Source organism: Pectobacterium araliae (genome assembly GCF_037076465.1).
In the GTDB taxonomy this organism is placed as follows: Bacteria; Pseudomonadota; Gammaproteobacteria; order Enterobacterales; family Enterobacteriaceae; genus Pectobacterium; species Pectobacterium araliae.
The window spans coordinates 493,731-519,385 of the sequence record NZ_AP028908.1; the positions used below are offsets into that span (position 1 = coordinate 493,731).

The following is a 25,655-nucleotide window of genomic DNA, read 5'->3' on the forward strand; positions in this document are numbered from 1 at the left end:
AGAGTGCGATGTCCTGACTGCTGATGACGTTGCATCACTCATAATGCATTTTTGTAACGTTCTGCCTTTTTTTGGTGCGCGCACGCCGGTCAGAACGGCGTATTTACTGCATTTTCACGGTATCAGGAATCATGGCACGACCTGTGCTTAGTCTTATATACCGTCTTGTGTACAAGATGGGGCGGCTCAGGCAATCGACCTGATCGGTTTTTTAGGCTGGTGATGATCAGCTGTTGTTAGCTCACCGTTGAAGGGGAACACCATGAAAAATAACAATGACAAGATCGATCGTAAACGCAGGCAGTTAATGAAGTGGTCAGCGGTTAGTGCGAGTGCGTTGACGTTAAGCAGCTTGCTGCCGGGAATCGCTTTCGCCGCAGAAGGTGAGGAGATTCGTATTGGTTACTGGCCGATTGTGGGCGGCTTGCCTTTATATGTGGGCGTTGAACGCGGCTTTTTCAAAGAGGCTGGATTGAATGTTCGCGCGGTGAAATTCGCCAGCCCACAGCAGGTTGTTGAGGGGATGATCACGGGACGTATACACGGCTGCGCCAACGGTACGGCGACTGGCGCGTTGGGATTAGGAGAGATTACTTCCCCCGGTCTGTTCAAGATCATTTGCTCGAACCCTTCTAACCACAAGATGGTATTGGATGAGTTTCTGGTGCCGCTAAACAGCGACGTAAAAAGCATTTCGGAACTGAAGGGCAAACGTATCGCTTGTGGGCCGGGTATTCAGAATGTGGTTATGACCAAAATCATTCTGGAAAAAAATGGCTTTACGGCGGACGAACTGCGCGTGACGGAGTTGCCCGTCGGGCAACATGTGGCGGCGCTAGCCGCGGGGCAGATTGACGGGGTTTATACGCTGGAACCTACGGGAACGGTGGGTCGGATGAAAGGACTGTCGCGTACCTTGGAAACGGGAGTGATCTCACGCTATGTGCTCGGTAACCCCGATGCACCGTGGTTTGGCGGTGCGGCGGCGTTAAATAGCGGTTTTATCGAAAGTCGAGCGGCAGAGGCGAAGACCTTCACACAGGCCTATGCCAAATCGGTGCAGTTTATTCAGCAGAACCCAGAAGCGGCTCGCGAACATATTACCGGATACACCAGTATTGAAGCCGAACTGAGTAAAGAGGTGCCGTTGCCGGGGTTTGTCATGTACGACGAGCTAAAAGGCGACAATCTGGCGTGGTTCCAGAAGTTTTATGACGTGTTCACCGAGAGAAAAATCTTTCGGCAGCCGGTGGATGTTAGCCGTCTGATTTATCAGCCTTAAGGGAGGTGCGTGATTATGCGTGAGCATTGGACGTCTAAATTACTACCCGCTGTCGGCCCGATTCTGCTGTTTCTCTTTTGGCAATTGGCGGTCAGCGCGAAATGGTTGAACCCCATTTTATTGCCATCACCGATCGATACGTTGAGCTATATGTTCCAGTCCTTCGCGGATGTCAGCATGCGGACGGATATCGGTGCGACGCTATACCGTACACTCGCCGCATTTGGCTTTGCGGCACTGATTGGCGTACCGCTGGGCGTTATTCTGGGCAGCAATGAAAAGATTTATCGCAGCCTGGAGTTTCTGATCGACTTTTTCCGCTCGACGCCATCGTCAGCGCTGATCCCGCTATTTTTGCTGATTTTCGGGATAACCGATGCGAATAAAATTGCGATTTCAGCTTTTGCAGCCGTGCTGGTGATTCTGTTCAACAGCGCCTATGGCGTGATGAATGCTAAGAAAACCCGCTTGATGGCGGCGCAGGTTATGGGGATCTCCCGCTGGCATATTTTTAAGGACATCATGCTGCTGGAAAGTTTGGCGCAAACCTTTGTTGGCCTGCGTACCGGCGTGTCGATGGCGCTGGTGATCGTGATTGTTGCTGAGATGTTTATTGGATCGGAAACGGGGTTAGGGCACCGCATCATTGATGCGCAGCAGGTGTTCAATATTCGGGATATGTACGCCTCTATCCTGATTACTGGCGCGCTGGGGTATCTGCTTAACGTGCTGTTTTTAATCGCAGAAAAACGAATTGTTCACTGGAGTGGCAAAGCATGATGACACCTCGTACCGCGCAAGTGGAAAAACCGGATACCGCGTTGCCGCCTTATCCGGCACCGAACACGCACGTCACCATTCGCGGCTTGAACAAGTCGTTTGCGGGTCAGCCGCTTTATACCGATCTGAATCTGGATTTACCGCGCGGCAAGATCGTATCGATTTTCGGGCCGAACGGCTGTGGCAAATCGACACTGATGAATATGATTGCCGGACTGATTCCCGTCGATAGCGGCGATATCCTGTTTGACGGCAAAACGCTGTCAGAAACCCGAATTGGGTATGTGTTTCAAAACTACCGTGATGCGCTTTTTCCCTGGATGAGCGCCTGGAAGAATATTGCCTATCCGCTGGTGCGCAGTGGGATGAGCAAACACGATGTGCAGACGCGGATGGATGAACTGATTGCGATGTTTGATATTCGTTTTGATCTTCAACGTTACCCGTATGAACTTTCGGGCGGGCAGCAGCAGACGGTGTGTATTATGCGGGCGCTAGCGACGGGGCCGGAGGTGATGTTTCTGGACGAGCCGTTCTCGGCGCTGGATTTTGAAATGACACTGTTCATCCGCGACAAGCTGCAAGAGGTTCAATTGGCGACGGGGGTGACGATGGTGATTGTGTCACACGATTTGGAAGATGCGGTGTTTCTGGCGGACGAAATTCTGCTGCTGACGCGTCGGCCAACGACGGTGTCGGAGATTGTTCCTTTCGATTTAGTGCGTCCACGTGGTGCCGAGGCGATGAGCGATCCAGAGTTTATTCGCGTCAAGGCGCATACGCTGGAAGTATTCAAACGCGAAATGGCGGCATAGGGAACACCGATCGGTGTCAGTCTCCCAACTGGCAATATGTTTGGGAGACTGACAGCGAAAATCTACTCTTCACTCAGCGAACGCGGTTCGTGTTCTTTTCTTAATATGCCCTGTCACCAGCCCCACGAGGGACGCTGCGATAATCATGTTGAGTGTCGTGAAATTGGCTTCACGGGAATGTACTGTCATTGTGCTTCCAATAGGGGGGTTAACAAGGCTCTTCAATCCCGGAAAGGCAGAGAGAAACTTCCTTCATGAGCCAGGTATGAAATCGTGCGTATTTTTCATTTTGCTCAAGGGGGACGGGCGATAACAAGTAATAAGCAGAACCATCTCGCGCAAATCCATACGGTGCATGCAATTGTCCGCTACCTATTTCATCCTGCACCATCAGAAAAGACGCCATTGCCATCCCTAACCCTGAAACTGCCGCCTGAATGCACAGGTAAAAGTGCTCATAGTCCGCTCTGGTACTGCCTTTGAGATTTCCGTCGCCACTATCACCATTTTGGCGGTGATCAGCCCGGAGCCTGATTTTGCGATGGTGACCCGCAACAGCTATGCGTTTGGCTCGCGCGCCGGACTACTCAGCGCATTTGGCATTGCCTGCGGCGTCCAGATTCATGTGATGTATGCCGTTTTTGGCATTGCAATATTCATTGTTAACTCCCCGATGGTGTTTATGGCGATGAAGATTTTTGGAGCGTCATATCTGATTTACCTAGGGTATAACTCATTAACCAACACGAGAAAAATAACGTTTGAGCAGGCTGCTGGTCATGTGCCGTCGTCGCTTGCTGCATTTCGTATGGGGTTTCTCACCAATGCCCTTAACCCGAAAACGATGCTGTTTGTGGTCGCTACCTATACTCAGATCGTACAGCCCGGCAGCCCAATGAGCCATAATTTTGGCTACGGGTTATTTATGTCGGTAGCGCACTGGGTCTGGTTCAGTCTTGTTGCGCTGTTTTTTGCCGCACCGGCTATGCGTCGTCGGTTACTCGATCGTCAACATCTGATCGATAAAGGGATCGGCATTGCCCTGATCGTATTAGGTGCTTCTCTGGCGTTTACCAAAATTACCCTCTAGAGGCCATGATGGCGAAATGATGAATTCGATAAACTGTACATAAAGAAATGGAGAATCAGGCAAGAAAACAGTTGGAATGCTATACCTGTTTGCTGGGGGAATTGAGGAAAATAGTCTGTTTCTCAACGTCATCAGTTTCTCAACATAATCGGTTTCTCAACAGAAAAGGAAATAGCCATGCTTGTACACGCGTATGGAGCCCATGCGGGCGACAAAGCTCTTGAGCCGTTGAAGATTGTGCGACGTGCACCAGGAGCTCACGATGTTCAGATTGAGATTGCGTACTGCGGTATCTGCCATTCGGACCTGCATCAGGTGCGTGCGGAATGGGCAGGCACCCAGTTTCCCTGCGTTCCCGGCCATGAGATTGTTGGGCGGGTGTCTGCGGTCGGGGCGCATGTTTCGGCCTTTAAGGCGGGCGATCTGGTGGGGATTGGCTGCATCGTAGACAGCTGTCGACACTGCGAAGAATGTGATGATGGCTTAGAAAACTACTGTGACGGTATGGTCGGCACGTATAACGGTCCGACAGCAGATGAGCCCGGCTGGACGCTTGGCGGTTATTCTCAGCAAATCGTCGTGCATGAGCGCTATGTGTTGCGCGTCCGTCATTCTGAGACGGAGCTGGCTGCCGTCGCGCCGCTGCTGTGCGCAGGGATTACCACCTATTCGCCGTTGCGGCATTGGAATGCCGGGCCGGGTAAAAAAGTGGGTGTTGTGGGGATCGGCGGGCTTGGCCACATGGGGATCAAACTGGCACATGCTATGGGGGCCTATGTCGTTGCGTTCACGACGTCCGAATCTAAACGCGACGCTGCAAAAGCGTTGGGCGCAAACGAGGTTGTGGTGTCTCGTCACGCAGAAGAAATGGCAGCGCACGCGGGCAGCTTCGATTTAATCCTCAATACCGTTGCTGCGCCGCACGATCTGGATGCATTTTTGGTGCTGCTGAAACGCGATGGTGCGCTCACGCTGGTCGGTGCGCCTGCGTCACCGCATCCTTCTCCCAACGTGTTCAACCTGATCATGAAACGCCGTACGGTGGCAGGATCGATGATCGGTGGCATTCCTGAAACACAGGAAATGTTGGATTTCTGCGCTGAACACGGGATTGTGTCAGATATTGAGCTGATCCGCGCTGACGAGATCAATGAGGCCTACGAGCGGATGCTCAAAGGCGATGTGAAATATCGCTTCGTCATTGATAATGCGACACTAAATGCCTGATTAGCTTGATTCCCACAGCACCTGTTTTCCGGCGCTGTGGGAACGTTATTAAACCATTCATCACGCCTTCTCTACATCGTGAGAAAAGCCAATCCATCGTCATTTCCTGTCACCAACAGCGTCTGGATGCGGTATTATTCATCGTCACTATTCATTGTTACACCAACGCGTTGATTTTCCTTCTCTATCACAGCGAAAAGACAGTCTAAAATGGAAATTTATCTTGGTTTAGCTCTGGTTGGTCTGGTGTTTATCTGGGCGATTTTTACCTACAACCGGTTGATCTCTCTGCGACGTTTTAAAGATGAAGCCTGGAGCGGTATTGCGGTACAACTGAAACGCCGTCACGATCTGGCTCCTAATCTGTTGACGTTAGTTAAGCGTTACGCACAGCATGAAAAAGATCTGCTGGAAGCGATTTCTCGTCAGCGCACCAGTCAGGCTGGCAGCACCCGCCACATTGCTCAGAATGAACGAGAATACTCAGGGACGCTGGGGCGTTTTTTTGCTCTGGCAGAAGCCTATCCTGACCTGAAGGCCAACCAAAACTTCCTCGCCTTGCAGCAATCGCTTTCTGAAATTGAAGAACAGCTTCAGATGTCGCGCCGCTATTTCAATGCCACGGTGCGGGATTTGAATATTCAGGTGGAATCCTTCCCCAGCTTGTTAATCGCAAAACTGTTCCAGTTTAAAACCGAACCGTTCTTTGAACTGGAGAATCTTGCAGAAGGCGATGTTCCACGGATGGAGTAACGTGATGGCAAGGTTATGGAGGGGAGTGCGCTGTTGCAGCTGGCTCGTTTTACTCTGCTGGAGTGTTCTGGTTCAGGCAAACGCCTCGGATCGGACGTTTTACCCAGGAATCAGTGTTGCACCCAGTGCGAGTTTGTATCAACGGGGCATGGGCGAACGTATTTTACTGTTTGATTCGCAGGCTCGTTTTCAGATGGATGGCTCTATGCAGGTGGAGGAGACCATTCAGGTGCAATCGAACGGTGAGCAGATCAAACGGGGGATATTTCGCACGCTCCCGCTGGTCTGGCACCGGCAGGACGGCAGCACGTTTCTCCTGCAATATCACGTTAAGCAGGTACTGCGTGATGGTGTGCCTGAAAATTACATCCTTGAACAAAATCATGAGCAACTTAAGGTATTAATTGGCAGTGCCGATCGTTTGTTACCGCCCGGAATATATCGTTACCGTATCCAGTATCAGGTGAGTAACCATTTTAGTCGGTTTCCTGAGTGGGATGAGCTGTACTGGAATGTGACGGGCAACGGTTGGAGTTACCCCATCAATAACGTCCGTTTTCGTCTGTACTTACCCGAACAAGACGCATTTCTTACGCCTGAGGGTAAAGACGCTCGTTTGCGCTCCATCGATGTGTATACCGGTCAGCCCGGCGAGAAAGGTCATAATGCGCGTATTTTAGCGGCTGGTAGCATTGAGACTCTTGCCCCGCTGGATAGTGGAGAAGGGCTAACGGTTGTCTACACGTGGCCGCGCAGCATTCTGGCTTCGGCTCCTGCACCACAGGAAGACTCGCTGTTGGGGCATTGGCTTTCGCCCACGCTGAAAAGTGGAATACTGTGGTTTCCTCCCTTCCTGATCGTGGCTTACTACCTGTTTTGGTGGGGTAAACATATCACTCCCCTTAGCTTAACTAAACCTGCGGTCATGCCGTTGTATAACGTTCCCAATGGTATTTCGCCCGGCTATGTGCGTTACCTCTGTCAACGAACCTACGATAACGTCGCTTTCTCCAGTAATGTATTGGATTTGGTCGCCAAGCGTGCAATCGCCCTCACAAAAACCATCCAGAAGCCGAGAAAAACCCACAGTGGCATGACGCCGCAGCGAGAAGAACAGTGGCTCACTCGCTTACCTGACAGCGAGTCTCACAAACTGACGCCTGAGGATAAACAGCTCCTCAGTACCTTGTTTCCCGGCAAGACGAGGAAACTGGATATTACGGTAACTAGCATGCGTTCAGTCCCGATGCAGAAGGCGCGTAAGGCGCAGGAGGAACATTATGAAAAAATGCACCCGACGCTGTTTTTATCGATTGCAGGCGCAGTGAAAGTGGGCATCGCGCTAAGTTTGTTGGTTCCGGTGCTATATGGTTTGTTCTTCAATCTCTGGGCGGCGGTGAGTACGATGATCTGTCTGCCTTTCCTGCTGTTCAGCACGATGTTGTGTCTGCAATTATTGAAATACGCACGCTATTCCGCGCTGCTAAAGAATAGTGAGAAAAGTAAAGCCTCGCTTTTTCTGGTGGTGGCCGGGTTTCTCTTTACGCTGCCTTTTGGCCTCGGACTGTTTCGCTTACTGACCTCATCTCAACTGCCAGATGACTATCAGGGAGCCTTATTGGTCAGTCTGTTATTGTGCCTGGGGTTCTTCTGCATCGTACCGCGTTATACCCAAAAGGGGCTGGATGGTTTGGCTGTCGCTAAAGGGATGACCCTGTACCTCCGTGCCGCAGAAGAACGCCGTTATGAAACGTTGTATCCGCCTGATGAGCGAGTGACTCATTTTGAACGTATGTTGCCTTATGCGCTGGCATTGGGCGTGGGGGACACCTGGGCTAATACATTCGCTCAGTATCTGAAACTCCATCGCATGACCTCTGATGTCTTTTCCCACACGCAGTGGGATGGGTTGTCCCAGTTCAACAACGCATGTAGCGCTTCGTCAAAGACGGTTGTGTATTCCGGTTCTGGTGGTGGAGGCGGTGGCAGTTCCAGTGGTTCCGGTTCCTCCGGCAGGGGATCGTCGGGGGGCGGCTCTGGCGGTGGTGGCGGAGGAGGATGGTAAATATCATCAATACTGATTTTTTGGCTAACGTTTCATCTGCGATAAATAAGGAAAAAAAGAAAAATGACGGATAGCCATTCAAACGAAACCGCGGGATCACTACAACACGAACTGCCTTTGCGGGATGAATCGCTCAAGGTCATCAGCGAATGGTTTGAGGCGCTGGAGAAAAGGGGCGATGTTGATAACGTCGTATCGCGAACCACGCTGCAAGCTGGTATTTATAACGATGTGATACTGGATTATGCGCCGGGCCGGACGTCGATATCCTCTGAAGTGAAAAGTGATGCTGATGGGCTGTCTCCCGGTAGTCGAATCGGGGCGTTGAGCGTCGCGCAAATACAGAAAGAGGTGGTTCCGGTACTGGCTCAGGCTATTGCCCGATGGGTCGAGAAACTGGCAGATACTGCGGTGATTGATTATCGGTTTTGCTTCCGTGCCGTGTTTCCAGCAACGGAAGGTCGCTTGCTGATTACGCTATTTACGTTCACCAACGAGGCGAAAAAACAGCAGCTACTTGAGTCTATTCACGCTTATATCGATCGGCACCTTACCCATGGCAGTGCGCCGACAGACGAGTTGCAAACCTTCTTTCTGGCTCGTCACTTACTTGATGACCAACTCTTTCCCTCGCAGGATATCCGCTGGATCATGACGCAGTTTGAACACATTCAGCAGCGAAACGCAGGGCATGCGGAATTGTCGGAGCATCGGCGCAGGATTGTCCGCGCATTAAGAACGTGGGTCGATCAGCAATTTTTGTTGCACTATTGCGATGTGTCCAAACCCGAATATTTCTTTGAACCAGATATCTATACCCTCAAGCCCGGTATTGCACTGGATTTACAGGATGCACAAACGCTTCACCCCGTTGAGTTAGTGCTCTATGCGGCAGTCATGATTCTGCGTTATGAACCTTCCTACAGTAAGTCCCAGGCACTGGAATATCTGAATATCGCGAAGCAATTGGGTTCCCCGCGTGCGGTCAGCATGATGGAAGAAGGAAGCGGCGCGTTTGAACAAGAACAAATCAATCTGAAAAATGAGTGGGTGGAATGCGTGGCGAATGATGTGTTTTCTACCATCACGGTGCGTGTTCGTCAGGAAAGCGCCGAAGCGTATGAACAGGTGCTGCGTTTCATTACACGTTTACTGACGCTCGGTTTTCCGAAGAGTTACAAGATTGTTCTGAAATCGTCGGTGCGCCAGTATCTTCCCATCAAAGGGCTGGCAAAATCGGATACCCACCGCTTTTTTGCTAACGCGTTGCAGTATGCATCGGCTTCTCCGCTTCTTGAGGACTATACGCGGGCTGCGATTGAGACATTTGAATGGTACGCCGATTCGGAAGGCGAGAAGTGCTGTATGCCGGGAAGCTATGCGGTGTTTGGGTTGGGGCTGACCGATGCAGGGTATTTCCCGCTCGTAAAAGAGTATATGGAAAGCGTGGATGACGAGCACCAATCGGTACACGATGGCTTTATTCGTACGTTTTTCGATAAGCATGGCGTGACGGTACAAAACGTGGCGACGCTGGTTGCCTGTCTGAGCCATGCGACGGAAAGCCTCAAGCTGAATATGCTGCCTGCACTAGAAGATGATGTATTGTTCGGGCAACTGGTCGAAGAAGTGCGGATGCGAAAACCTGCTGTGATAGAACATATTTTGTACCTCATCTGGGGCAATGCCAAGAAGCTCGCCGCACTGGTGAAAAAATCGGAAGCGAAGCGCGGCGCGTTATTGACGTCGCTTATTCAGGCTTCGGCCGAATCCTAAACGTAATGACGATAACGCTGGGTGAGGGTATATGTTGTGCCTCATCCTATGGAGGAACGTATTGATGACCGCTGTTCTGCTGCTGGACTCGCGCGCTGATGAAATCGGCTCTGTCTTACACCATGCTGCACCGGAGCTTGAGCTGATGCTGTCAAACGGTACGGCAGAACAGGCTGCGAGCTGCCCGATTTGGCTGGGGGAACCAGACACTGCAGCGGCATTGCTGGCTCAGGGAGCCAAACCGAAATGGCTACAGTCTACCTGGGCAGGGTTCAAACCGCTGTTGGCCGATGGGTTACCACGTGATTACCGTTTAAGCCGCGCCGTTGGGGTGTTTGGGCAGCCGATAGCAGAATATGTGATTGCCTATATGCTCAGGCATGAGCTGCGTTTGGGGGAGCGGCAAATCAGTCAGGAAGAACGGCGATGGGATCACCGCTTGCCAGGATCGCTGGCGGATAAAAATGTGCTGATCGTTGGTGCGGGAGAGATTGGCTGTGAAGTCGCGGGCTTCCTACGGCCTTTTGGCGTTGAACTGTACGGCATCGTCAGTACGCCAAGGCATCGGACTGATTTTAAAAAGATGATGAATTTGGCTGAGCTACCTGTCGCGATACCGGAGGCCGATTACGTCATCAACCTGCTGCCAGATACGTCGGCGACGACCGACATCTATAATGCCAATCTGTTTGCTGCTATGAAGCCTTCGGCGCTGTTTATTAATGTAGGGCGCGGTAGCGCGGTAGTCGATGATGACTTACGGGCGGCGCTATGTGATGCGCAAATTGCAGGCGCGGTACTGGATGTATTCAGACAAGAGCCGCTACCGTACAACCATCCGTTCTGGAATACGCCGAACCTAACATTGACGGCACATATTGCCGGACCGATGGTGCCGGGGCTGATGGGACGATTATTTCTGGATAATCTTGCTCGTTTCCATGCCGATGATGTACTGCGTGGAGAGGTGGATTTTAGCCGCGAGTATTGAACGCTAAATTAATTACCGTCATATCGATATGGGGGTTGATATCCTGACAAGGCATCTCGCACGTTTCGCCCCTGGTGATGGCACGGCTTCGGAGATCCACCAACGGAACTGGAATAGCAACGGATATAACCAAATATAATTAATAATATCAGGTTCCCGAAATGCTAAGCGGTGTAATGAAAGATCGCTGATGCCTGAGTGGTTGGTCTGTGGAAGCTGGTTCAGAGCTTGCTTCCACTGCGTGGTACTGGCTGAAACCGCACCGAGCGGTTTTCAGTGAAAAGGGCTTGCCACGTTAAGTTGATTGGTACATAATGCTGACCGTTGAATCGTCAAGTGAGTAAATAGTGATTAAATTCATTATGTTACATGTAATTTGACAGGGTTTAAATCAGTTCTACTCTCAGCGCTGTTTTCTGAAGTAAAAGATAATAAATCCGATTCTATGCGGGAATAGCTCAGTTGGTAGAGCACGACCTTGCCAAGGTCGGGGTCGCGAGTTCGAGTCTCGTTTCCCGCTCCAATTTGTGATCTGTAGACTGCTACTGAAGTCTGCAAGTCGTTGAAAATAGGACCTTCGGGTCCTTTTTTCGTTCCAGCGAAGTCTACTGGAATCCGTCTACATCCACGCTTTTTTTAGTCCATTTTTTAGTCCATAAAAAACGGGTGCGTGGGGTTCCGTATTCTTGCTGGGTCGGAGCGAGCCATGGGTCGAGGATCTAGCCTAACTCTTCAAGTTAGGAGCTGGAACTATGGCACTATCAGACATGGCGGTTCACCAAGCCAGGGCAACAGGCAAGGCCTATACACTTGGCGACATCGATGGTCTCTCATTGGCTGTGACCGACATGGGCAGTCGGTCTTGGCACTTTCGCTATTCTTGGGCTGGCAAGCAGAAACGTATGTCCTTGGGGACTTACCCTGAGGTCGGTTTGGGTGAAGCGCGAACGCTGCGCGATCAGGCTCGTGCCCTGCTTGCCAAGGGCATCAACCCCAAGCTCGATCGTAAGCATAAACGGCAGTCTGTACGACTTGCCGATGAGCACACATTCAAGGCTGTGTTTCTTCAATGGGTTGAGCATCGAAAGCTAGAACTCAAAGAGGGGCGCAACAGCACCTTGTCGCAAATCCTGCGTATCTTTGAGCGTGATGTGCTGCCAAGCCTGAGTAAGCTATCTATTTACGACGTTCGTCGTGCCGACTTGCTGAACGTGCTCTCCAAGATTGAGCAGCGTGAGGCGTTCACCACCGCAGAGAAAGTACGCTCCTGGCTCAATCAACTGTTTCGCTTTGCGCAGGTGAAAGTCGAAAGACTGGAGAGCAATCCGGCATCTGACTTGGATGTGGTTGCTGTTCCTGCTCCACCTGTTGTTCACAATCCTTTCTTGCGTTTACCTGAGCTACCCGAGCTTCTGCAGAAAGTGCGACGTTATCGTGGGTCGATCACGACGCAACTTGGAATCCGCTTGTTGCTGCTGACGGGAGTGCGTACAGGTGAGTTACGGTTGGCGACTCCGGAGCAGTTCGACTTGGAACAAGGGCTGTGGATTATTCCTCCGGAAGTGGTCAAGCAGTTGCAGACTGATATACGCAAGAAAGGCAAGCGACCCCAGGATATTCCCTCCTATATCGTACCGTTGTCTATTCAGGCGATTGAGATCGTTCGCTACCTGCTCGAAGAGGTTAGGCCAGCACAACGATATCTTTTCTCGCATCGTAGCGATCTGAAAAAGCGTATCAGCGAGAACACGTTGAACGGTGCCCTCAAGCGCATGGGCTATCAGGATTTGCTCACTGGTCACGGCATCCGTGGCACGATCTCCACTGCACTCAACGAAGTGGGCTACCCCAAAGTTTGGGTGGACGCCCAGCTTTCGCATTGCGATCCCAACCAGGTGAGCGCAGCTTACAACCATGCACTCTATGTCGAGCCCCGACGCAAGATGATGCAGGACTGGGCGGATCGGTTGGACTTGCTGGAGCAGGGAGAAGTAGAAGCGGCCAGTCAGCATCTGACCATTCGCATTGATGGTGTGCCCGTTCTGGATGAAAGCAATGGAGCAGAGGCAATGCTGAAAGATGTGTCACCTGTTATCGGTGGCATTACGCCTCACCGCTTGTCTGCTGTGCCGGCACGCCCTGTGCCTGAACCTGTCGTTGAAATCCCTGTTTCTGACCTGCAGCGTGAGCGGATGGAAATGCTTGCAGCTTATGAAGCACCGCACAACTTGCCAGTCGTTCAGTTTGCCAAACTGGCTGGCAAATCCAAGGAGCAGATTAATCGAGAAATCAAGGCGGGCAAGTTGTTGACAATCAGCCTTGGGAACCGTGGGCAGAGGGTGCCTGAGTGGCAGTTGGTGCCGATGAAACTCAAACTGACGCAGGTTATGATAAAGCAGCTTCCTCATGCTGAGGGATGGGAGATATATCGCTTGTTAACCGAACCTCATTTTGATCTGGATGATTGTGCAGCCATTGATATTGTTACACCGAACAATATGGGCAATGTTGTACAGGTGTTACTGCCATCACAAGCACTTGAGTTTGACAGAAAGGTGTGAGGAGACTTGTGGGGCGCTCGGCTAAGCTATACGCCCTTTGGTCTGGATGAGGGGGGATCGATCATAACGACGCTCGAAGGCACTATATTTATTTACGGTAAATCCAGCTAATGGATAAGATGTGCGTCTAACTACACAACGAGCGATGTCCTATGAAAGATTCTCCTGTGTTAAAACTTCAAGATATGGCTGGCTCAAGCTCTACCAATATTGAAGATTTGCTCTCAAGAGCAAAAATGATATCAGTGAAACTTGGTTTGAAAGATATTTCAGAATGGCTGGAATACGAGCTAAATGGTTATCCTAGCTACGATTTGTTGCCTGGCTATAGAGTTCTAGCAGGCACTCCCATTCGAGCCTTTAATCCTTATGTGGGGTGAATACCTTGTAATCTTGGTAATGTAGCTGATCAATATCAAGAAATGTATGTCTCACTAACCACGGTTCATATAAATAATCCTGTGTCGATGCTGGTTGAATATTCTAAAAGTGAATCTACGCTTTATACGGACACTTGCCTGCATTTATGGCTGATTTTCTACAGAAGACCACTAGTTCCAATTTTCGACTGTGCTGGGAAATAAATCAAACGCAAATCACTAAAATGATATCAAATATCAGATCTAAGATATTGGATTGGTCGTTGTTACTTGAGGGCAAAGGTATTTTTGGTGATGGATTGTTGTTTTCAATAGAAGAAAAGAGGGAGGCGCAGAGCGTGACTTATAATAATACGATTAATAATCATGGTAATGGAATGACCGTAATTGGTGACGTTAATAATGATAAGGGCGTCGTCGGTGGTGCTGTTAGTCATGTAAAACAGAAAAATATTAATGCTGAATTCAGCATTCTTGAGCGCCAACTCAAAGAACATGGTATTGAGGATTCTGATATTCAAGAACTCAAGCAGGTTGTTGAACAGATTCCCAAACCGTCTTCCAAAGAAGAGGTTGAGAAAGGCTTTGGGGCGTGGATCGGTAAGATGACAGGTAAAGCATTTACAGGGGCAATAAAAATTGCTGGAGCAGCAGCACCTGCACTGCTTACTAACTACATCTGCCATCACTATGGTATTCCCGTATAAGTTCCTATCAGTATGAAGAAGAAGTATGCCTAGGTCATTTATTTGCATACCTTTCTTATGTGATAGTGCCTTAATGATGTGGGTTGTCTCTCTGTCGATGCGAATGCATTGTTGTTAATAATGCTTTTGTTATTTTCTGGAAATAAGTAGTGTCGCTGATTTTGTTGGGTAGAGGCATCCCTTGTTTTTCATAATCATTAAATTGATGCAACGCTTATTTCCCTGGTGTGGAACGCAAGTCAATCAACTATTCCTAGTTTTCTTTCCAGTTTATTGCCATCATCATCAAAATACCGACTAGGCCAGATTTCGGCGGGTTCCACGCCGAGTGCATTGGCAATCAGTTGTTCGCCTTTCGGCCAGGAGCGTGTGAGTGCGTTGGCGAGAGTAGATGAGCTTAGCCCGGCTTGTCGGGACAAAGTCGCCAGTGTGGTGTGCTTTTTGCGAAGGCCTGCGATGATATCGGCGTTGTGCCAGTCCTGCTTGTTCATTGTCATATGAAGTAACCCTGAGTCTTACTGCTGGTGGCGATTCAGACAGGGTTTGCACTGCCGGGTATTTGGTCCAAAATTAATATTTTCAGTTTATTCTTTGGGAGATTAATAGTCATAACCTTCCAAAGAGACCGCAGCCTAAAAAACTAACAAAAATTATCAGAATAAACGCGAATCTCAGGCCATTTCTTGCGCAGATCGCAGAACAATCCAACTGTCTGGGTCAGTTTTACAAAGAATCATCATTGTTTCGTGGGGTGCTGAGCAACTTCTTGCTCAAATTTGGCTTAGTAAAAATTTGAGTTAAATAAATTCATAGTAAAAACAATTAGATAAAAATTGGCATGGGAATTGCTATACGGAGTGTGAAGTTATTCAATCCGTTTAACAACACAGTCCGTTCAACAACAAGGAGCATTACTATGCCAACTCCATGCTATATCAGCATCGAAGGGAAAACCCAGGGCAACATCACCGCAGGGGCGTTCACCTCTGATTCCGTCGGCAACATCTACGTGCAGGGCCACGAAGATGAAATGCTGGTACAGGAATTCAAACACGTCGTCACCGTACCAACCGACCCGCAGTCCGGTCAGCCATCCGGCCAGCGTGTGCATAAACCGTTCAAGTTCACCGTGGCGCTGAACAAAGCCGTTCCGCTGCTGTATAACGCGCTGTCTACCGGTGAAATGCTGCCCACTGTGACCCTGAAGTGGTATCGCACCTCCGTGGAAGGCAAGCAGGAGCACTTCTTCTCTACCGTGCTGACCGACGCCACCATCGTGGACATCAACTGCCAGATGCCACACTGTCAGGACCCGTCCAAACTGGACTACACCCAGTTAATCGAAGTGTCGCTGGCTTACCGCAAAATCGACTGGGAACACACCGTTGCCGGCACTTCCGGTTCTGATGACTGGCGTGCGCCGGTCGAAGCGTAATCCTGTTGTATTCAACCCGGGCTTGTCCCGGGTTTTCTGCGTGTACTGTCCTGAGGTCTGATTCTCCAGACCTGAGTGCAGACAACACGATGTTCAAAGCGAGGGAATCAACGTGGCAAACAGTACAGGATTACAGTTCACGGTAACGGTCGGCGCCCTGCCTGCCTCGACCTTTGCCGTGGTGGATTTTCAGCTCAGCGAGGCACTGAACCAGCCGTTTGCCCTGTCGCTGAATCTGGCCAGCCCGTTGCCCAGCATCGACTTTGGTGCAGTACTCGACCAGCCCTGTGAGCTGCTGGTGTGGTACGAAGGCGAACTGAAGCGCCGGGTCAGCGGCATGGTCAGCGCCTTTGCCCAGGGCGACACCGGCTTTCGTCGCACCCGCTATCAGGCAGAAGTACGTCCCGCGCTGTGGCGGCTGGGGCTGCGTACCAACGCCCGTATTTTTCAGGCGCAAAAGCCGGAGGCGATTATCGGTACATTGCTGGAAGAGTCCGGCATTACCGATTATGCCTTTGCACTGCGTCACGACCACGCCCCGCGCGAATACTGCGTGCAGTATCGGGAAAGCGATTTGGCGTTTGTCACCCGACTGGCGGCAGAGGAAGGGCTGTATTTCTTCCATGAGTTTGAAGAGAGTAAACACCGCGTCGTTTTTGCGGATGATGCAGGCGCACTCAGCAAAGGCCCGGAACTGTTCTTCAACCTTGCGACACAGGGCCTGAGCGAAGGCGACTATGTACGTCGTTTCCGCTATGCCGAGGCCGTCAGTACCGCCGAAGTCGCGCTCAAGGATTACAGCTTCAAAACCCCCACCTATGGTCTGCTGCACAGCAAGATGGGCAGCGAGCTAGAACACCAGCGCGAAAGTTATCAGCACTTCGACTACCCCGGCCGCTTCAAACAGGACCCAAGCGGCAAGGCCTTTACCGGCTACCGGCTGGATGCGTTAAGAGCAGGAGCGATGACCGGCTCTGGCGAATCGAATGCCGCGATGCTGATGCCGGGCAGCAGTTTTACCCTGACGGAGCATCCTAACCCGACGCTGAATAGTGGCTGGCAACTGGTTGCCATTACCCACAGCGGGCAGCAACCGCAGGCGCTGGAAGAGGAAAGCGGCGGCGAACCCACCACCTACAGCAACAGCTTTGAGGTTATCAGTGCCAAATCGACCTGGCGCGCCGACCTGCCGTACAAACCGATGGTCGATGGCCCGCAGATTGCCACCGTGGTCGGCCCGGCGGGGGAAGAAATCTACTGTGACGAATACGGCCGCATCAAACTGCAATTTCCGTGGGATCGCTACGGCGCCAGCGACGACCAGAGCTCCTGCTGGGTACGCGTCAGTCAGGGCTGGGCAGGTGGTCAGTACGGGCTGATAGCCATCCCGCGTATCGGCCACGAGGTGATTGTCAGCTTCCTCGAAGGTGACCCGGACCAGCCGATTGTCACCGGCAGAACCTTCCACGCCACCAATCCGTCGCCGTACCCGCTGCCCGCCAACAAGACGCGCACCTCACTGCGCACTTCAACGCACAAGGGGGCCGGGTTCAACGAACTGCGCTTTGAAGACCAGGCCGGGCAGGAAGAAGTGTTCATCCATGCTCAGAAAGACATGAACACAGTAGTGCTGAACAACCGTAAGACCACCATCACGGCTGACCATGAGGAAAGCGTGGGCGGTAATCAGGCGGTGTCGGTGGTGAAAGACCAGTCCACCGAAATCCAGGGGCAACAGGGCATCGCCATCAGCGGCGGTCGCAGCACGGTCATTGGTGACACGGAAGCACAAGATGAGGCGCACGACAGCCTACAGGTGAAAAACAACATTGCCATCCAGTCGCAGAAGGGGGGCATCCTGATAGCGACGGACAAGGGCTTTATTGGTATCGGTGCAGACGGGGTCATCAACATCAAGGGCACTCACATTGTCATCAATGGCCAGCAAATCGACCTGAACTGAACAACAAGAACAAGGACACGTGAACATGTACCAGATGAACGAAGGCACGCTGGCTATTCCTGCGCAGTGGCGTGATGAATCCCTGCACGTTTTTGTCCTGCCGGATGAAACCACTAACCTGGTGGTGAACCGCACCCCGACGGAACCCGGTCAGGCAGCGGAAACGGTTTATGAAAAAACGCTGGAACAGTTTTCTACCCATCTCACGGGTTACAACGAGGTGCTGTCCTGGGAACTGACGCTGGCAGGCGTGCCCGCTCCCGCACTGGAATACACCTGGCAGTCACCGGAAGGGAAAATGCATCAGGTAGTGGTGATGCAGGTGCGGGGTAACCTGTTGCTGACGTTCACCATTACCGCTGCCGAGGTGCTGAGTGATGCCCGTAAAGCGGAGCTGCTGGCCGTGATTGAGACGTTTAATGCGGCTGAACCTGCCACAGCGGAGGATAAGGCTGGCCGCCATGCGTGATGAAATCCTCTCCCGTATTGCACGGGTGGGCGCGATGCACGCGGGCAATCGACCGACGTTACCGCCTGATTTACCGGCACCCGGCAGCGGCTCGCCGCCGACCTCACCGGGCAAGGCTATCAAACACAGCAGCTTTCTGGGGGCGCTGCTTGGTGCGGTGGCTGGGGCGCTGGTCGCCGCCGTCGCGTTTGCCGCTGCCTCTGCTGTCGTTGCCGGCCTGGTATTGTTAACCGGGGTAACGGGCGGAGCAGGACTGGCTCTGGTTATCGGTGCAGCCAAACTGGCGCTTGGATTCGGGGCTGTATTCGCGTTGAGTGGCTTAATCTCCGATGTCAGTCGAAAGACCGCTGCCATGGTAGACAGTGTCATGCCTGCGTCGGGTATGGTCAAAGGTGGTTCAAAGACCGTGTTTGTCGAGGGCAACCCAGTGTCCCGCGCCGAAATCGATGCGGTGCTTTGCGATAAACATAACGGCCCGCAACTGATTGCCCAGGGCAGTGAAACCGTGTTCGTTGAGGGCTACCATGCCGCACGGGTGGGGGATAAAACTGTGTGCGGCGCGACCCTCAAAGAGGGGGCTTCAACAGTGTTCTTCGGCTCCGGTCAGGCTTCGCCGCTCAAGGTTCAGGATGAGTTCAGTGGCTGGCAGAAGGCGCTGATACTCGCGGTGGAGTTTCTGGTGCCCCCCAGCCGGGGCCTGTTTCGGGGACTGGGCAAACTCTTCACTAAAGGGCCGATGGCGGTGCTGAGGGGCATGCAGGCCGGGGCATCATTCGCCCTGAAAGGACTCCGTAGTGCCGTAGAGTGTGCCAAAAATGGTTTTAAGAACAGTAAAGGACTGGCGCGTGTCACCGAATCCGTTCGCGGCTTCCTGAAAGACCCCGTCTATATCGCCAGTGGCGAGGTCATTGAAAAACGCCTCGATCTGGAACTGGGCCAGACCATTCCTCTGTTGTTTGAACGCACCTACCGCTCTGGTAGCCCCCACACTGGCTTGCTGGGACACGGCTGGCACGATAGTTGGAGTGAAGTCGCGACCCTCAGCGACGATAACGGTGACCCCCATGTCACCATTACGCTGGCGCAGGGCTACGATATCGACTTTACTTTCGGGCTCGGTGCCACCGTGGTGTACTGCGCCGAATACCCCGAATTTAAACTGGTCAAGCAGCATAACGGTTTTCACCTGTGGCACCGCGACAGCCAGACCTGGCGTGCCTTTACCGTCAAGCAGGGCGACCAGTTGCTGTTGTCGGCCATTACCGACAACCACCAGAATCGTATCGACTTTCTCCGCGACCCCAAAGGCTACCTGCGTAAAATACGGCACAGCGACAGCATCGAGCTGTTGCTGGTGTGGCAGGGTGAGTTTCTGCGTCAGATACAGCGCATTGATGGCGGCCAGAAAACCATGCTGGCCGAATACCGGCAGGACGAACAGGGGCGACTGGTCGAGGCGGATGCCGCCCATGCCTATCACCTGTTTTACGAGTATGACAACCATAGCCGTCTGACTCGCTGGCACGACAACGATAAAACCTGGGCGCATTATGAGTATGACCTTCAGGGGCGGTGCATTTACACCACCTGTGCTGACGGCTACCTGACCGCCGGTTTTGAGTACCTGACCGACCGCGTGGTGATGACTGACGGACAGGGCCAACGCAGTGAATATGGCTTCAATGACCTCTACCTGATGGCCTGGGAGAAATCCCCACTCGGCCATGTCACCCATTATGAATACGATGACGTCGGCAACCTGCTGCGGGAAATCTCTCCGGCAGGGCGGGTGGTGGAATTTGCCTATCTGGATGATACCGGGCTGGTCAGTACCTTTACCGACGGCAGCGGCCACCAGTGGCACTACCAGTATGACGACCATGAGCGGCTTGTCGGGATTACCGACCCGCTCGCGCGCCACTGGGCGTGGCAGTACGACAGCACCGGTAATCCGCAGAGCCTGACCGGGCCGGACAACAGCGAAGTGTGTTTTGCCTGGAACCGTTACGGCCTGCTGACTGAAGTCAGCGACCAGAACGGTCAGGTACAGGCCAGCCTGTTTTATGACCACCGGCAGCGCCTGATGAGTGCCACGGATGCAGAATCCCGCACTCAGCAACTGCGCTACGACCCGCAGGACCGACTCACAAGCTGGACGCGCCCGGACGGTTCAACCTACCGCCTCGGTTATCGCCGTGCAAGCTGGAAGCTACCGGAGCAACTGCTGCGCCCGGATGACAAGCAAGAGCAACGCCAGTACGACAAACATAACAACCTGCTGAACTACACCGACGGTAACGGCGCAGTATGGGCACAAACCTATGGCGCGTTCGACCTGCTGACCTCACGCACCGATGCGGCAGGCCGCACCTGGCAGTATGAGTACGACAAAGAAAGCCAGCAGCTTGTCTGCGTTACGGCACCGGACGGCAACCGCTGGCAGTGGTGGCTGGATGCAGACGGACGTGTCATACGTGAACGTGACATGGCGGGGACGGAAACCCACTATGGTTACGATGAAGACGGTCACTGCATCAGCCTGCGCAACGGCGAAGGAGAAACCCGCCACTTTCTGTACGACGGGCGTGGACTGCTGATAAAAGAAACCGCGCCGGACGACACCCTGCACTACCGCTATGACGCGGCAGGTCGGCTGACTGAAGTCACGTCCGCCACCAGTCATATCCAGTTGGCGTATGACGAGCGCGACCGTGTGGTAGAGGAGTACAACAGCGGTTCGGTCATCCGACGCCACTATCAGGACGCATCGCACACCGTTACCCGCAGCCTGTACTGGGACGGTGAAGAGGACAGTGCGGCACTGACCAGCACCTTCCGCTATAGCGCGACGGGTGAACTGCGCCAGGTACAGTTGCCGGATGGCGCGGAGTTAACGCTGGCTCATGATGCCGCCGGACGTGAATCTACCCGCCACAGCAATGGCGGTTTTACACAGCAGCGTGAATACGACGCCATGGGCTGGCTGACGCGGGAAATGAGTGGCCAGTCGGTGGACGGTCGCCTGCACCCCACCCAGACGCGGGAATACCTCTACGACGGTGCAGGCAACCTGACCGGCACCCGACGCAACCGCGAAGCGGCTGGCTATCAACTCGATGCCAGCGGACGGGTGCTGTCAGTACTGAGCGGTGGCGCGGGGCGCAGCATCAATACTGAAGAACAATACCGCTACACCCGCAGTGGCCTGCCACAGGACGCCACCCGCCTGACCGACTGGCAGGCCGGACGCCTGACCCAGCAGGATAACACTCACTACCAGTACGACAAGGCCGGACGGCTGATACGTAAACAGGTGGTGCAGCCGGGCTACCGGCCGCAGGTGTGGCACTACCGCTGGGACAGCCGTAATCAGCTTAGAGTCGTGGACACGCCGACAGGAGAACGCTGGTACTACCGCTACGACCCGTTCGGACGACGTATCGGCAAACGCTGTGAGCAAACGCAGGACGAACTCCGCTACCTGTGGGACGGCGACCAGATTGCCGAAGTGCGGCACTATCGTGACAACCAGCTTATCAGCCGCCGCCACTGGGTACATAACGGCTGGGAGCTGCTGGTACAACAGCGGCAAAATACAGACGGCAGTTGGGAAACGGACTTTGTCACCAGCGGCCATAACGGCGAACCGCAGGCCATTTTTAATCCGCAAGGCGAACTGCGCTGGCAGGCTCCGCGTACCAACTTATGGGGCCAGCGCTATACCGATAATATTGAAAAACTCGATCCGGGACTGGCGTTTGCCGGGCAATACCGTGACGCTGAAAGCGGCTTGTGCTATAACAGATTTCGGTACTATGACCCGACGGGTGGATGCTATGTCTCGCCTGACCCGATAGGGCTGGCGGGGGGAGAGAACCTGTATGCTTATGCGCCGAACCCGCTGATGTGGATCGACCCGCTGGGGCTTGCTAAGTGTTCAACCGACAAAACTCGCGTTCGTCATTATACAAACAGGAAGGGGTCTAACGGAATTATGGATAGTGGGGTTATAAAGGCTCAGGATAATAACCGTGTATATGTTGAACCAGCTAAAAATAAACCATTAAGCCCTAAAGATGCAGAATCAAAATATCAAATAAAGCCAGGAAAAGGACGAGACTATATAGAGACAGATGTACCAAATGACTCATTGGAATGGATCACTAATCCTCGCTATCACCGTGAAGAACTTACGATTAAAAGTGATGTTAAACTGGATAATCCTCAGGTATTTAGGAGAAAGTGATATGTTAAAAGAAAACGAAAAAATAACCTTCTCTGGTTCGGAAATTATCGAGGCTATTAAAGAGGTTAACTATATCCTAATTTCACTAAATAAAATAGGTAACCACTATTACAACGAGGCTGAAATATCAAATGAAAGGGTGATTGAGTATAAACTGGAAACTGCTGATTTTATTGATAGAAATGAAATTTGCACAAAACTAGCTAATATAAGAAAAATATTGTCAGAAAAATTTAATGATGAACTTGGCACTGACGATATGGATGATATCGAAAGGGCTACTGAAGAAACCATATACTGGGAAAAGCCAGGGGACTAATGAGTAGGTCGGGAGAATATTATTAATGTTCTCCCGGCCTCATTTTACTTGTCGCTCATTTATAGTTATTTACAGCTTAATCATTCCCCGCCAGTTCCAGCCCGCCGGGAAAACGGTAAGCCAGTGCGTAACAGCGTATTCATCGAACGGCGCAATACTCAGCGCTTGCAGGTCTTGCCAGAGTGCGCGGATATCCTGCGTGGTGATGACAATACAACCCGGCATGATGCGCAGCTTCAGCGGCTGTCCGGTACTGAACCCGGCTTCCTTCAGCCAGTGGCCGCTGAGGTTAATCGCGGGCGTGTCGTGGTTGCCCTTAATCGGTCGATAGTCAACACGGGTAAAACGCTCGTGCTGAGAGATTTTAAAAACGGTGGTATCTGGCGTAGAATGCGCGTCAGCCATGGTAACTACTCCTTTTAGTTGCTTGTGGTTAGCGGCGTTGGTGTGTTGCAATCACGCCAGCGCCGCGTCAGTTCAGACTCAGCCTAATAAGCGCTTTGCCTGATGTTTTAAAATCATGGCATCCAGAATCGATGTGACCGACTTCTGTTCTTCCTCATCCATCTGCTTAACGGCTTCAAACTTCAGCTTTAACTCATCCTGCGGTTCGCGTTCGCCTTCCTCGAAAATCAGCCAGTCAGCCGACACGTTAAAGGTGACGGCAATACGCTTGAGAATGTCTAAAGAGGGCTGCGCCTCACCGGACTCGTAGCGGCGAACCTGCGTCAAATGAATCCCCACTTTGTCAGCCATCTGTGGCTGAGTCAGCCTGTGTTGCTTGCGCAGTTGCAGAAAACGGGTTGAAAAGCTCATCCAGAACATCCCCTGATAATTACCGGTATCGTTCATTTAATAGTATCCAATAAGGTCATTGACAAGGTTTTATAAGGAACATTTTTATGGCACGCATCCCCGAATCCGAGTTGCAGCACCTGAAAGCCGCCGTGCCGTTAGTGGATGTGGTGCGCTCGCAGGGGCGGCAGGTGTTCAAGCGCGGTAAAGACGTCGTGGTGCTGTGTCCGTTCCATCAGGAGAAAAACCCGTCCTGCGTTATCAGCTCGGACAAAAATCTCTATCACTGCTTCGGCTGTGACGCAGGCGGCTCGGTGCTGGACTGGGTGATGAAAACGGAAGGCTTAAGCCTGCACCGGGCGGCTGACCGTCTGCGCGGTGAGCTGGGTGTGGTGCCTGCGGCAGCGCCGTTGCCGACTGTTGGTGATATCGCGGATGAGCAGGAAAGGCAGTCACTGCTGAGCCGGGTGGTTGAGTTCTATCACCACACGCTGCTGAACGCGCCGGAGGCTATCGCCTATCTGGAAAAGCGCCGCCTCAACCATCCTGAGTTAGTCGCGCAGTTCCGCTTAGGGTTCGCTAATAGGACGCTGGGCTACCGTCTGCCCGCGAAGAAGCTGAAAGACGGCGCAGCGGTCAGAGGCCAGTTGCAGGCCATCGGCGTGATGCGCTCATCCGGCCATGAACATCTGGCGGGGTCGTTAGTCGTTCCGGTTATCGATATGAACGGTCAGGTGCGGGAGATGTACGGTCGTAAGGTGGGCAGTGAGTTACGCAAAGGCACGCCGCTGCATCTGTATCTGCCGGGCGCACATGGCGGGGTGTGGAACGAGCAGGCACTGGTTGCCAGTAAAACGGTCATCTTATGTGAAGCGCTTATCGATGCGATGTCGTTCTGGGTGGCGGGCTACGGCGGCGTATGCGCTGAAACTGCTCCAGTCGGACGGAGAGTTAACCATCGCCAGTACGGGTAAGGATGATACGACGGGAAACCTTGTCACCAAGCAATACACGGTAAAAGGTCCCGTCATGTTGATGCTGACCACCACGGCCATCGACGTGGATGAAGAACTGTTAAACCGCTGTCTTGTTCTCTCGGTGAACGAGTCCCGTGAACAGACTGAGGCAATCCACGCCTTGCAGCGGCATAAACAGACGCTGGAAGGGTTGCTGATGGAGAACGAGAAAGGCTATCTCACCGAACTGCACCAAAACGCCCAGCGGTTACTGAAACCGTTAAAGGTGGTGAACCCGTTTGCCTCACAGCTTACGTTCCTGAGCGACAAGACGCGCACGCGCCGTGACCATATGAAATACCTGACGTTAATCCAGTCTATCGCGCTGTTGCACCAGTATCAGCGGGAAGTGAAGACGGTGGAGCACCGAGGAACGGTCATCGAATATATCGAGGTTGAACGGTCGGATATCGTGCTGGCCAACAAGCTGGCGCATGAAATCCTTGGTCGCACACTGGATGAAATGCCGCCACAGACGAGGAAGCTGCTGCTGCTGATACAGGGCTGGATAAAAGAGAGCGGCCAGCCGAAAACGGAATACCACTTCACCCGCAAACAGCTACGGGACGCGGTGCAGTGGGGCGATACGCAACTGAAAATCCACCTTGCCCGGCTGGTTGAACTGGAATACCTGATGCTGCATAAGCGCGGGCTGACGTTCTGCTATGAACTGCTGTTCGATGGTGATGCTCAGTCGGATAACGCGTATCTGTGCGGGCTTATCAATATACCGGAAGCGTCCCCGGAAACGGTAAAAATAACAGAGAAAGATAACTACGACTCCGCCCGGTCGGGGGGAAATGAAAAGCGGTCGGCTTCTGGTCGGGGTGCGGTCGGCGGTCGGTCGGATAAGGCTATCACCACTAAAGCCAGTGCTGGAAAGGGTTCTGTGCCATCCGGTCGGGTTAACGGCAAAAGCACTGTTCCGGCAACACACGGTAAGCCCATCGTACCGTAGTTCCCTTCCCCCTCTCACGCAGGACGC

20 protein-coding genes, 1 tRNA gene and 2 pseudogenes are annotated in these 25,655 nt (G+C 52.5%); 19 read left to right on the plus strand and 4 right to left on the minus strand.

Annotation, left to right across the window (positions count from 1 at the left end):
* Positions 1 to 262 precede the first annotated feature (262 nt).
* The 3 genes from AACH44_RS02270 to AACH44_RS02280 are packed head-to-tail and all read left to right on the plus strand — an operon-like array spanning position 263 to position 2,877.
* Positions 263 to 1,282 (plus strand): ABC transporter substrate-binding protein, encoded by a 1,020-nt coding sequence (locus AACH44_RS02270; RefSeq protein ID WP_261849400.1) that lies wholly within the window; start codon positions 263 to 265, stop codon positions 1,280 to 1,282.
* 15 nt (positions 1,283 to 1,297) lie between these two features.
* The gene (locus AACH44_RS02275) at positions 1,298 to 2,062 is read left to right on the plus strand and encodes an ABC transporter permease (protein ID WP_261849399.1); all 765 of its coding nucleotides are present in this window, start codon (positions 1,298 to 1,300) and stop codon (positions 2,060 to 2,062) included.
* Positions 2,059 to 2,877, plus strand: coding sequence for an ABC transporter ATP-binding protein (locus AACH44_RS02280; RefSeq protein WP_261849398.1), 819 nt, complete (start codon positions 2,059 to 2,061; stop codon positions 2,875 to 2,877). Before AACH44_RS02275 ends, AACH44_RS02280 begins: the two co-directional genes overlap by 4 nt.
* A 208-nt stretch (positions 2,878 to 3,085) precedes the next feature.
* On the opposite strand, the pseudogene AACH44_RS02285 reads toward AACH44_RS02280, so the two are convergent.
* Positions 3,086 to 3,364: pseudogene (locus tag AACH44_RS02285) on the minus strand (LysR family transcriptional regulator); the annotation flags it as partial.
* Between AACH44_RS02285 and AACH44_RS02290 the strand changes: the two are divergent.
* The 10 genes from AACH44_RS02290 (at position 3,329) to AACH44_RS02335 (ending at position 14,427) form a co-directional block, all read left to right on the plus strand.
* Positions 3,329 to 3,967, plus strand: a complete 639-nt coding sequence (locus AACH44_RS02290; protein WP_338659480.1) for a LysE family translocator — start codon at positions 3,329 to 3,331, stop codon at positions 3,965 to 3,967. The pseudogene AACH44_RS02285 and the gene AACH44_RS02290 sit on opposite strands and share 36 nt — an antisense overlap.
* 177 nt (positions 3,968 to 4,144) lie before the next feature.
* On the plus strand, positions 4,145 to 5,194 hold the full coding sequence (locus tag AACH44_RS02295) for an NAD(P)-dependent alcohol dehydrogenase (RefSeq protein ID WP_338659481.1): 1,050 nt from the start codon (positions 4,145 to 4,147) through the stop codon (positions 5,192 to 5,194).
* Positions 5,195 to 5,404: 210 nt separating this feature from the next.
* Complete coding sequence (locus AACH44_RS02300) at positions 5,405 to 5,947, plus strand: LemA family protein (protein WP_261849395.1); 543 nt, start codon at positions 5,405 to 5,407, stop codon at positions 5,945 to 5,947.
* A 4-nt stretch (positions 5,948 to 5,951) separates the two neighbouring features.
* A complete protein-coding gene (locus AACH44_RS02305; protein ID WP_338659482.1) occupies positions 5,952 to 8,012 on the plus strand; it encodes a DUF2207 domain-containing protein in 2,061 nt (686 codons plus the stop codon).
* 63 nt (positions 8,013 to 8,075) lie between these two features.
* Positions 8,076 to 9,788: a DUF6138 family protein gene (locus AACH44_RS02310; protein ID WP_338659483.1), complete on the plus strand. Its 1,713-nt coding sequence runs from the start codon at positions 8,076 to 8,078 to the stop codon at positions 9,786 to 9,788.
* Between the two features lie 64 nt (positions 9,789 to 9,852).
* Positions 9,853 to 10,779, plus strand: coding sequence for a D-2-hydroxyacid dehydrogenase (locus tag AACH44_RS02315; protein ID WP_338659484.1), 927 nt, complete (start codon positions 9,853 to 9,855; stop codon positions 10,777 to 10,779).
* A 447-nt stretch (positions 10,780 to 11,226) separates the two neighbouring features.
* A tRNA-Gly gene (locus tag AACH44_RS02320) sits at positions 11,227 to 11,302 on the plus strand.
* Between the two features lie 229 nt (positions 11,303 to 11,531).
* Positions 11,532 to 13,340, plus strand: coding sequence for a tyrosine-type recombinase/integrase (locus AACH44_RS02325; protein ID WP_338659485.1), 1,809 nt, complete (start codon positions 11,532 to 11,534; stop codon positions 13,338 to 13,340).
* Between the two features lie 152 nt (positions 13,341 to 13,492).
* On the plus strand, positions 13,493 to 13,720 hold the full coding sequence (locus AACH44_RS02330; RefSeq protein WP_261849391.1) for a hypothetical protein: 228 nt from the start codon (positions 13,493 to 13,495) through the stop codon (positions 13,718 to 13,720).
* 224 nt (positions 13,721 to 13,944) lie between these two features.
* Complete coding sequence (locus AACH44_RS02335) at positions 13,945 to 14,427, plus strand: hypothetical protein (RefSeq protein ID WP_261849441.1); 483 nt, start codon at positions 13,945 to 13,947, stop codon at positions 14,425 to 14,427.
* A gap of 239 nt (positions 14,428 to 14,666) precedes the next feature.
* Here the strand turns inward: AACH44_RS02335 and AACH44_RS02340 are convergent, their stop codons facing one another.
* Positions 14,667 to 14,924, minus strand: coding sequence for a helix-turn-helix domain-containing protein (locus AACH44_RS02340; protein WP_261849390.1), 258 nt, complete (start codon positions 14,922 to 14,924; stop codon positions 14,667 to 14,669).
* 419 nt (positions 14,925 to 15,343) lie between these two features.
* Here AACH44_RS02340 and AACH44_RS02345 point away from each other — a divergent pair, with 419 nt between their 5' ends.
* From AACH44_RS02345 to AACH44_RS02365, 5 genes are all read left to right on the plus strand, one after another.
* Positions 15,344 to 15,862, plus strand: coding sequence for an Hcp family type VI secretion system effector (locus tag AACH44_RS02345; RefSeq protein ID WP_338659294.1), 519 nt, complete (start codon positions 15,344 to 15,346; stop codon positions 15,860 to 15,862).
* A gap of 112 nt (positions 15,863 to 15,974) precedes the next feature.
* Positions 15,975 to 17,825 carry a type VI secretion system tip protein VgrG gene (locus AACH44_RS02350; RefSeq protein ID WP_338659486.1) on the plus strand — a complete coding sequence of 617 codons (1,851 nt, stop codon included), beginning with the start codon at positions 15,975 to 15,977 and terminating at the stop codon, positions 17,823 to 17,825.
* A gap of 25 nt (positions 17,826 to 17,850) precedes the next feature.
* Positions 17,851 to 18,294, plus strand: a complete 444-nt coding sequence (locus tag AACH44_RS02355) for a DUF1795 domain-containing protein (protein WP_261850220.1) — start codon at positions 17,851 to 17,853, stop codon at positions 18,292 to 18,294.
* Entirely contained in the window at positions 18,287 to 22,540 is a 4,254-nt protein-coding gene (locus AACH44_RS02360) for an RHS repeat-associated core domain-containing protein (RefSeq protein WP_338659487.1), read from the plus strand. The genes AACH44_RS02355 and AACH44_RS02360 overlap by 8 nt, the downstream gene beginning before the upstream one ends.
* Before the next feature lies 1 nt (position 22,541).
* Entirely contained in the window at positions 22,542 to 22,859 is a 318-nt protein-coding gene (locus tag AACH44_RS02365; protein ID WP_261850199.1) for a hypothetical protein, read from the plus strand.
* 69 nt (positions 22,860 to 22,928) lie between these two features.
* Here AACH44_RS02365 and AACH44_RS02370 read toward each other — a convergent pair whose 3' ends face one another.
* Together AACH44_RS02370 and AACH44_RS02375 are read right to left on the minus strand one after the other, a co-directional pair.
* Positions 22,929 to 23,264, minus strand: a complete 336-nt coding sequence (locus tag AACH44_RS02370) for a type I toxin-antitoxin system SymE family toxin (RefSeq protein ID WP_261850200.1) — start codon at positions 23,262 to 23,264, stop codon at positions 22,929 to 22,931.
* A gap of 78 nt (positions 23,265 to 23,342) precedes the next feature.
* Complete coding sequence (locus AACH44_RS02375; protein WP_100675298.1) at positions 23,343 to 23,675, minus strand: helix-turn-helix domain-containing protein; 333 nt, start codon at positions 23,673 to 23,675, stop codon at positions 23,343 to 23,345.
* A gap of 86 nt (positions 23,676 to 23,761) precedes the next feature.
* Between AACH44_RS02375 and AACH44_RS02380 the strand changes: the two are divergent.
* Positions 23,762 to 25,628, plus strand: a pseudogene (locus tag AACH44_RS02380) (CHC2 zinc finger domain-containing protein).
* The last annotated feature ends 27 nt before the right edge of the window (positions 25,629 to 25,655 follow it).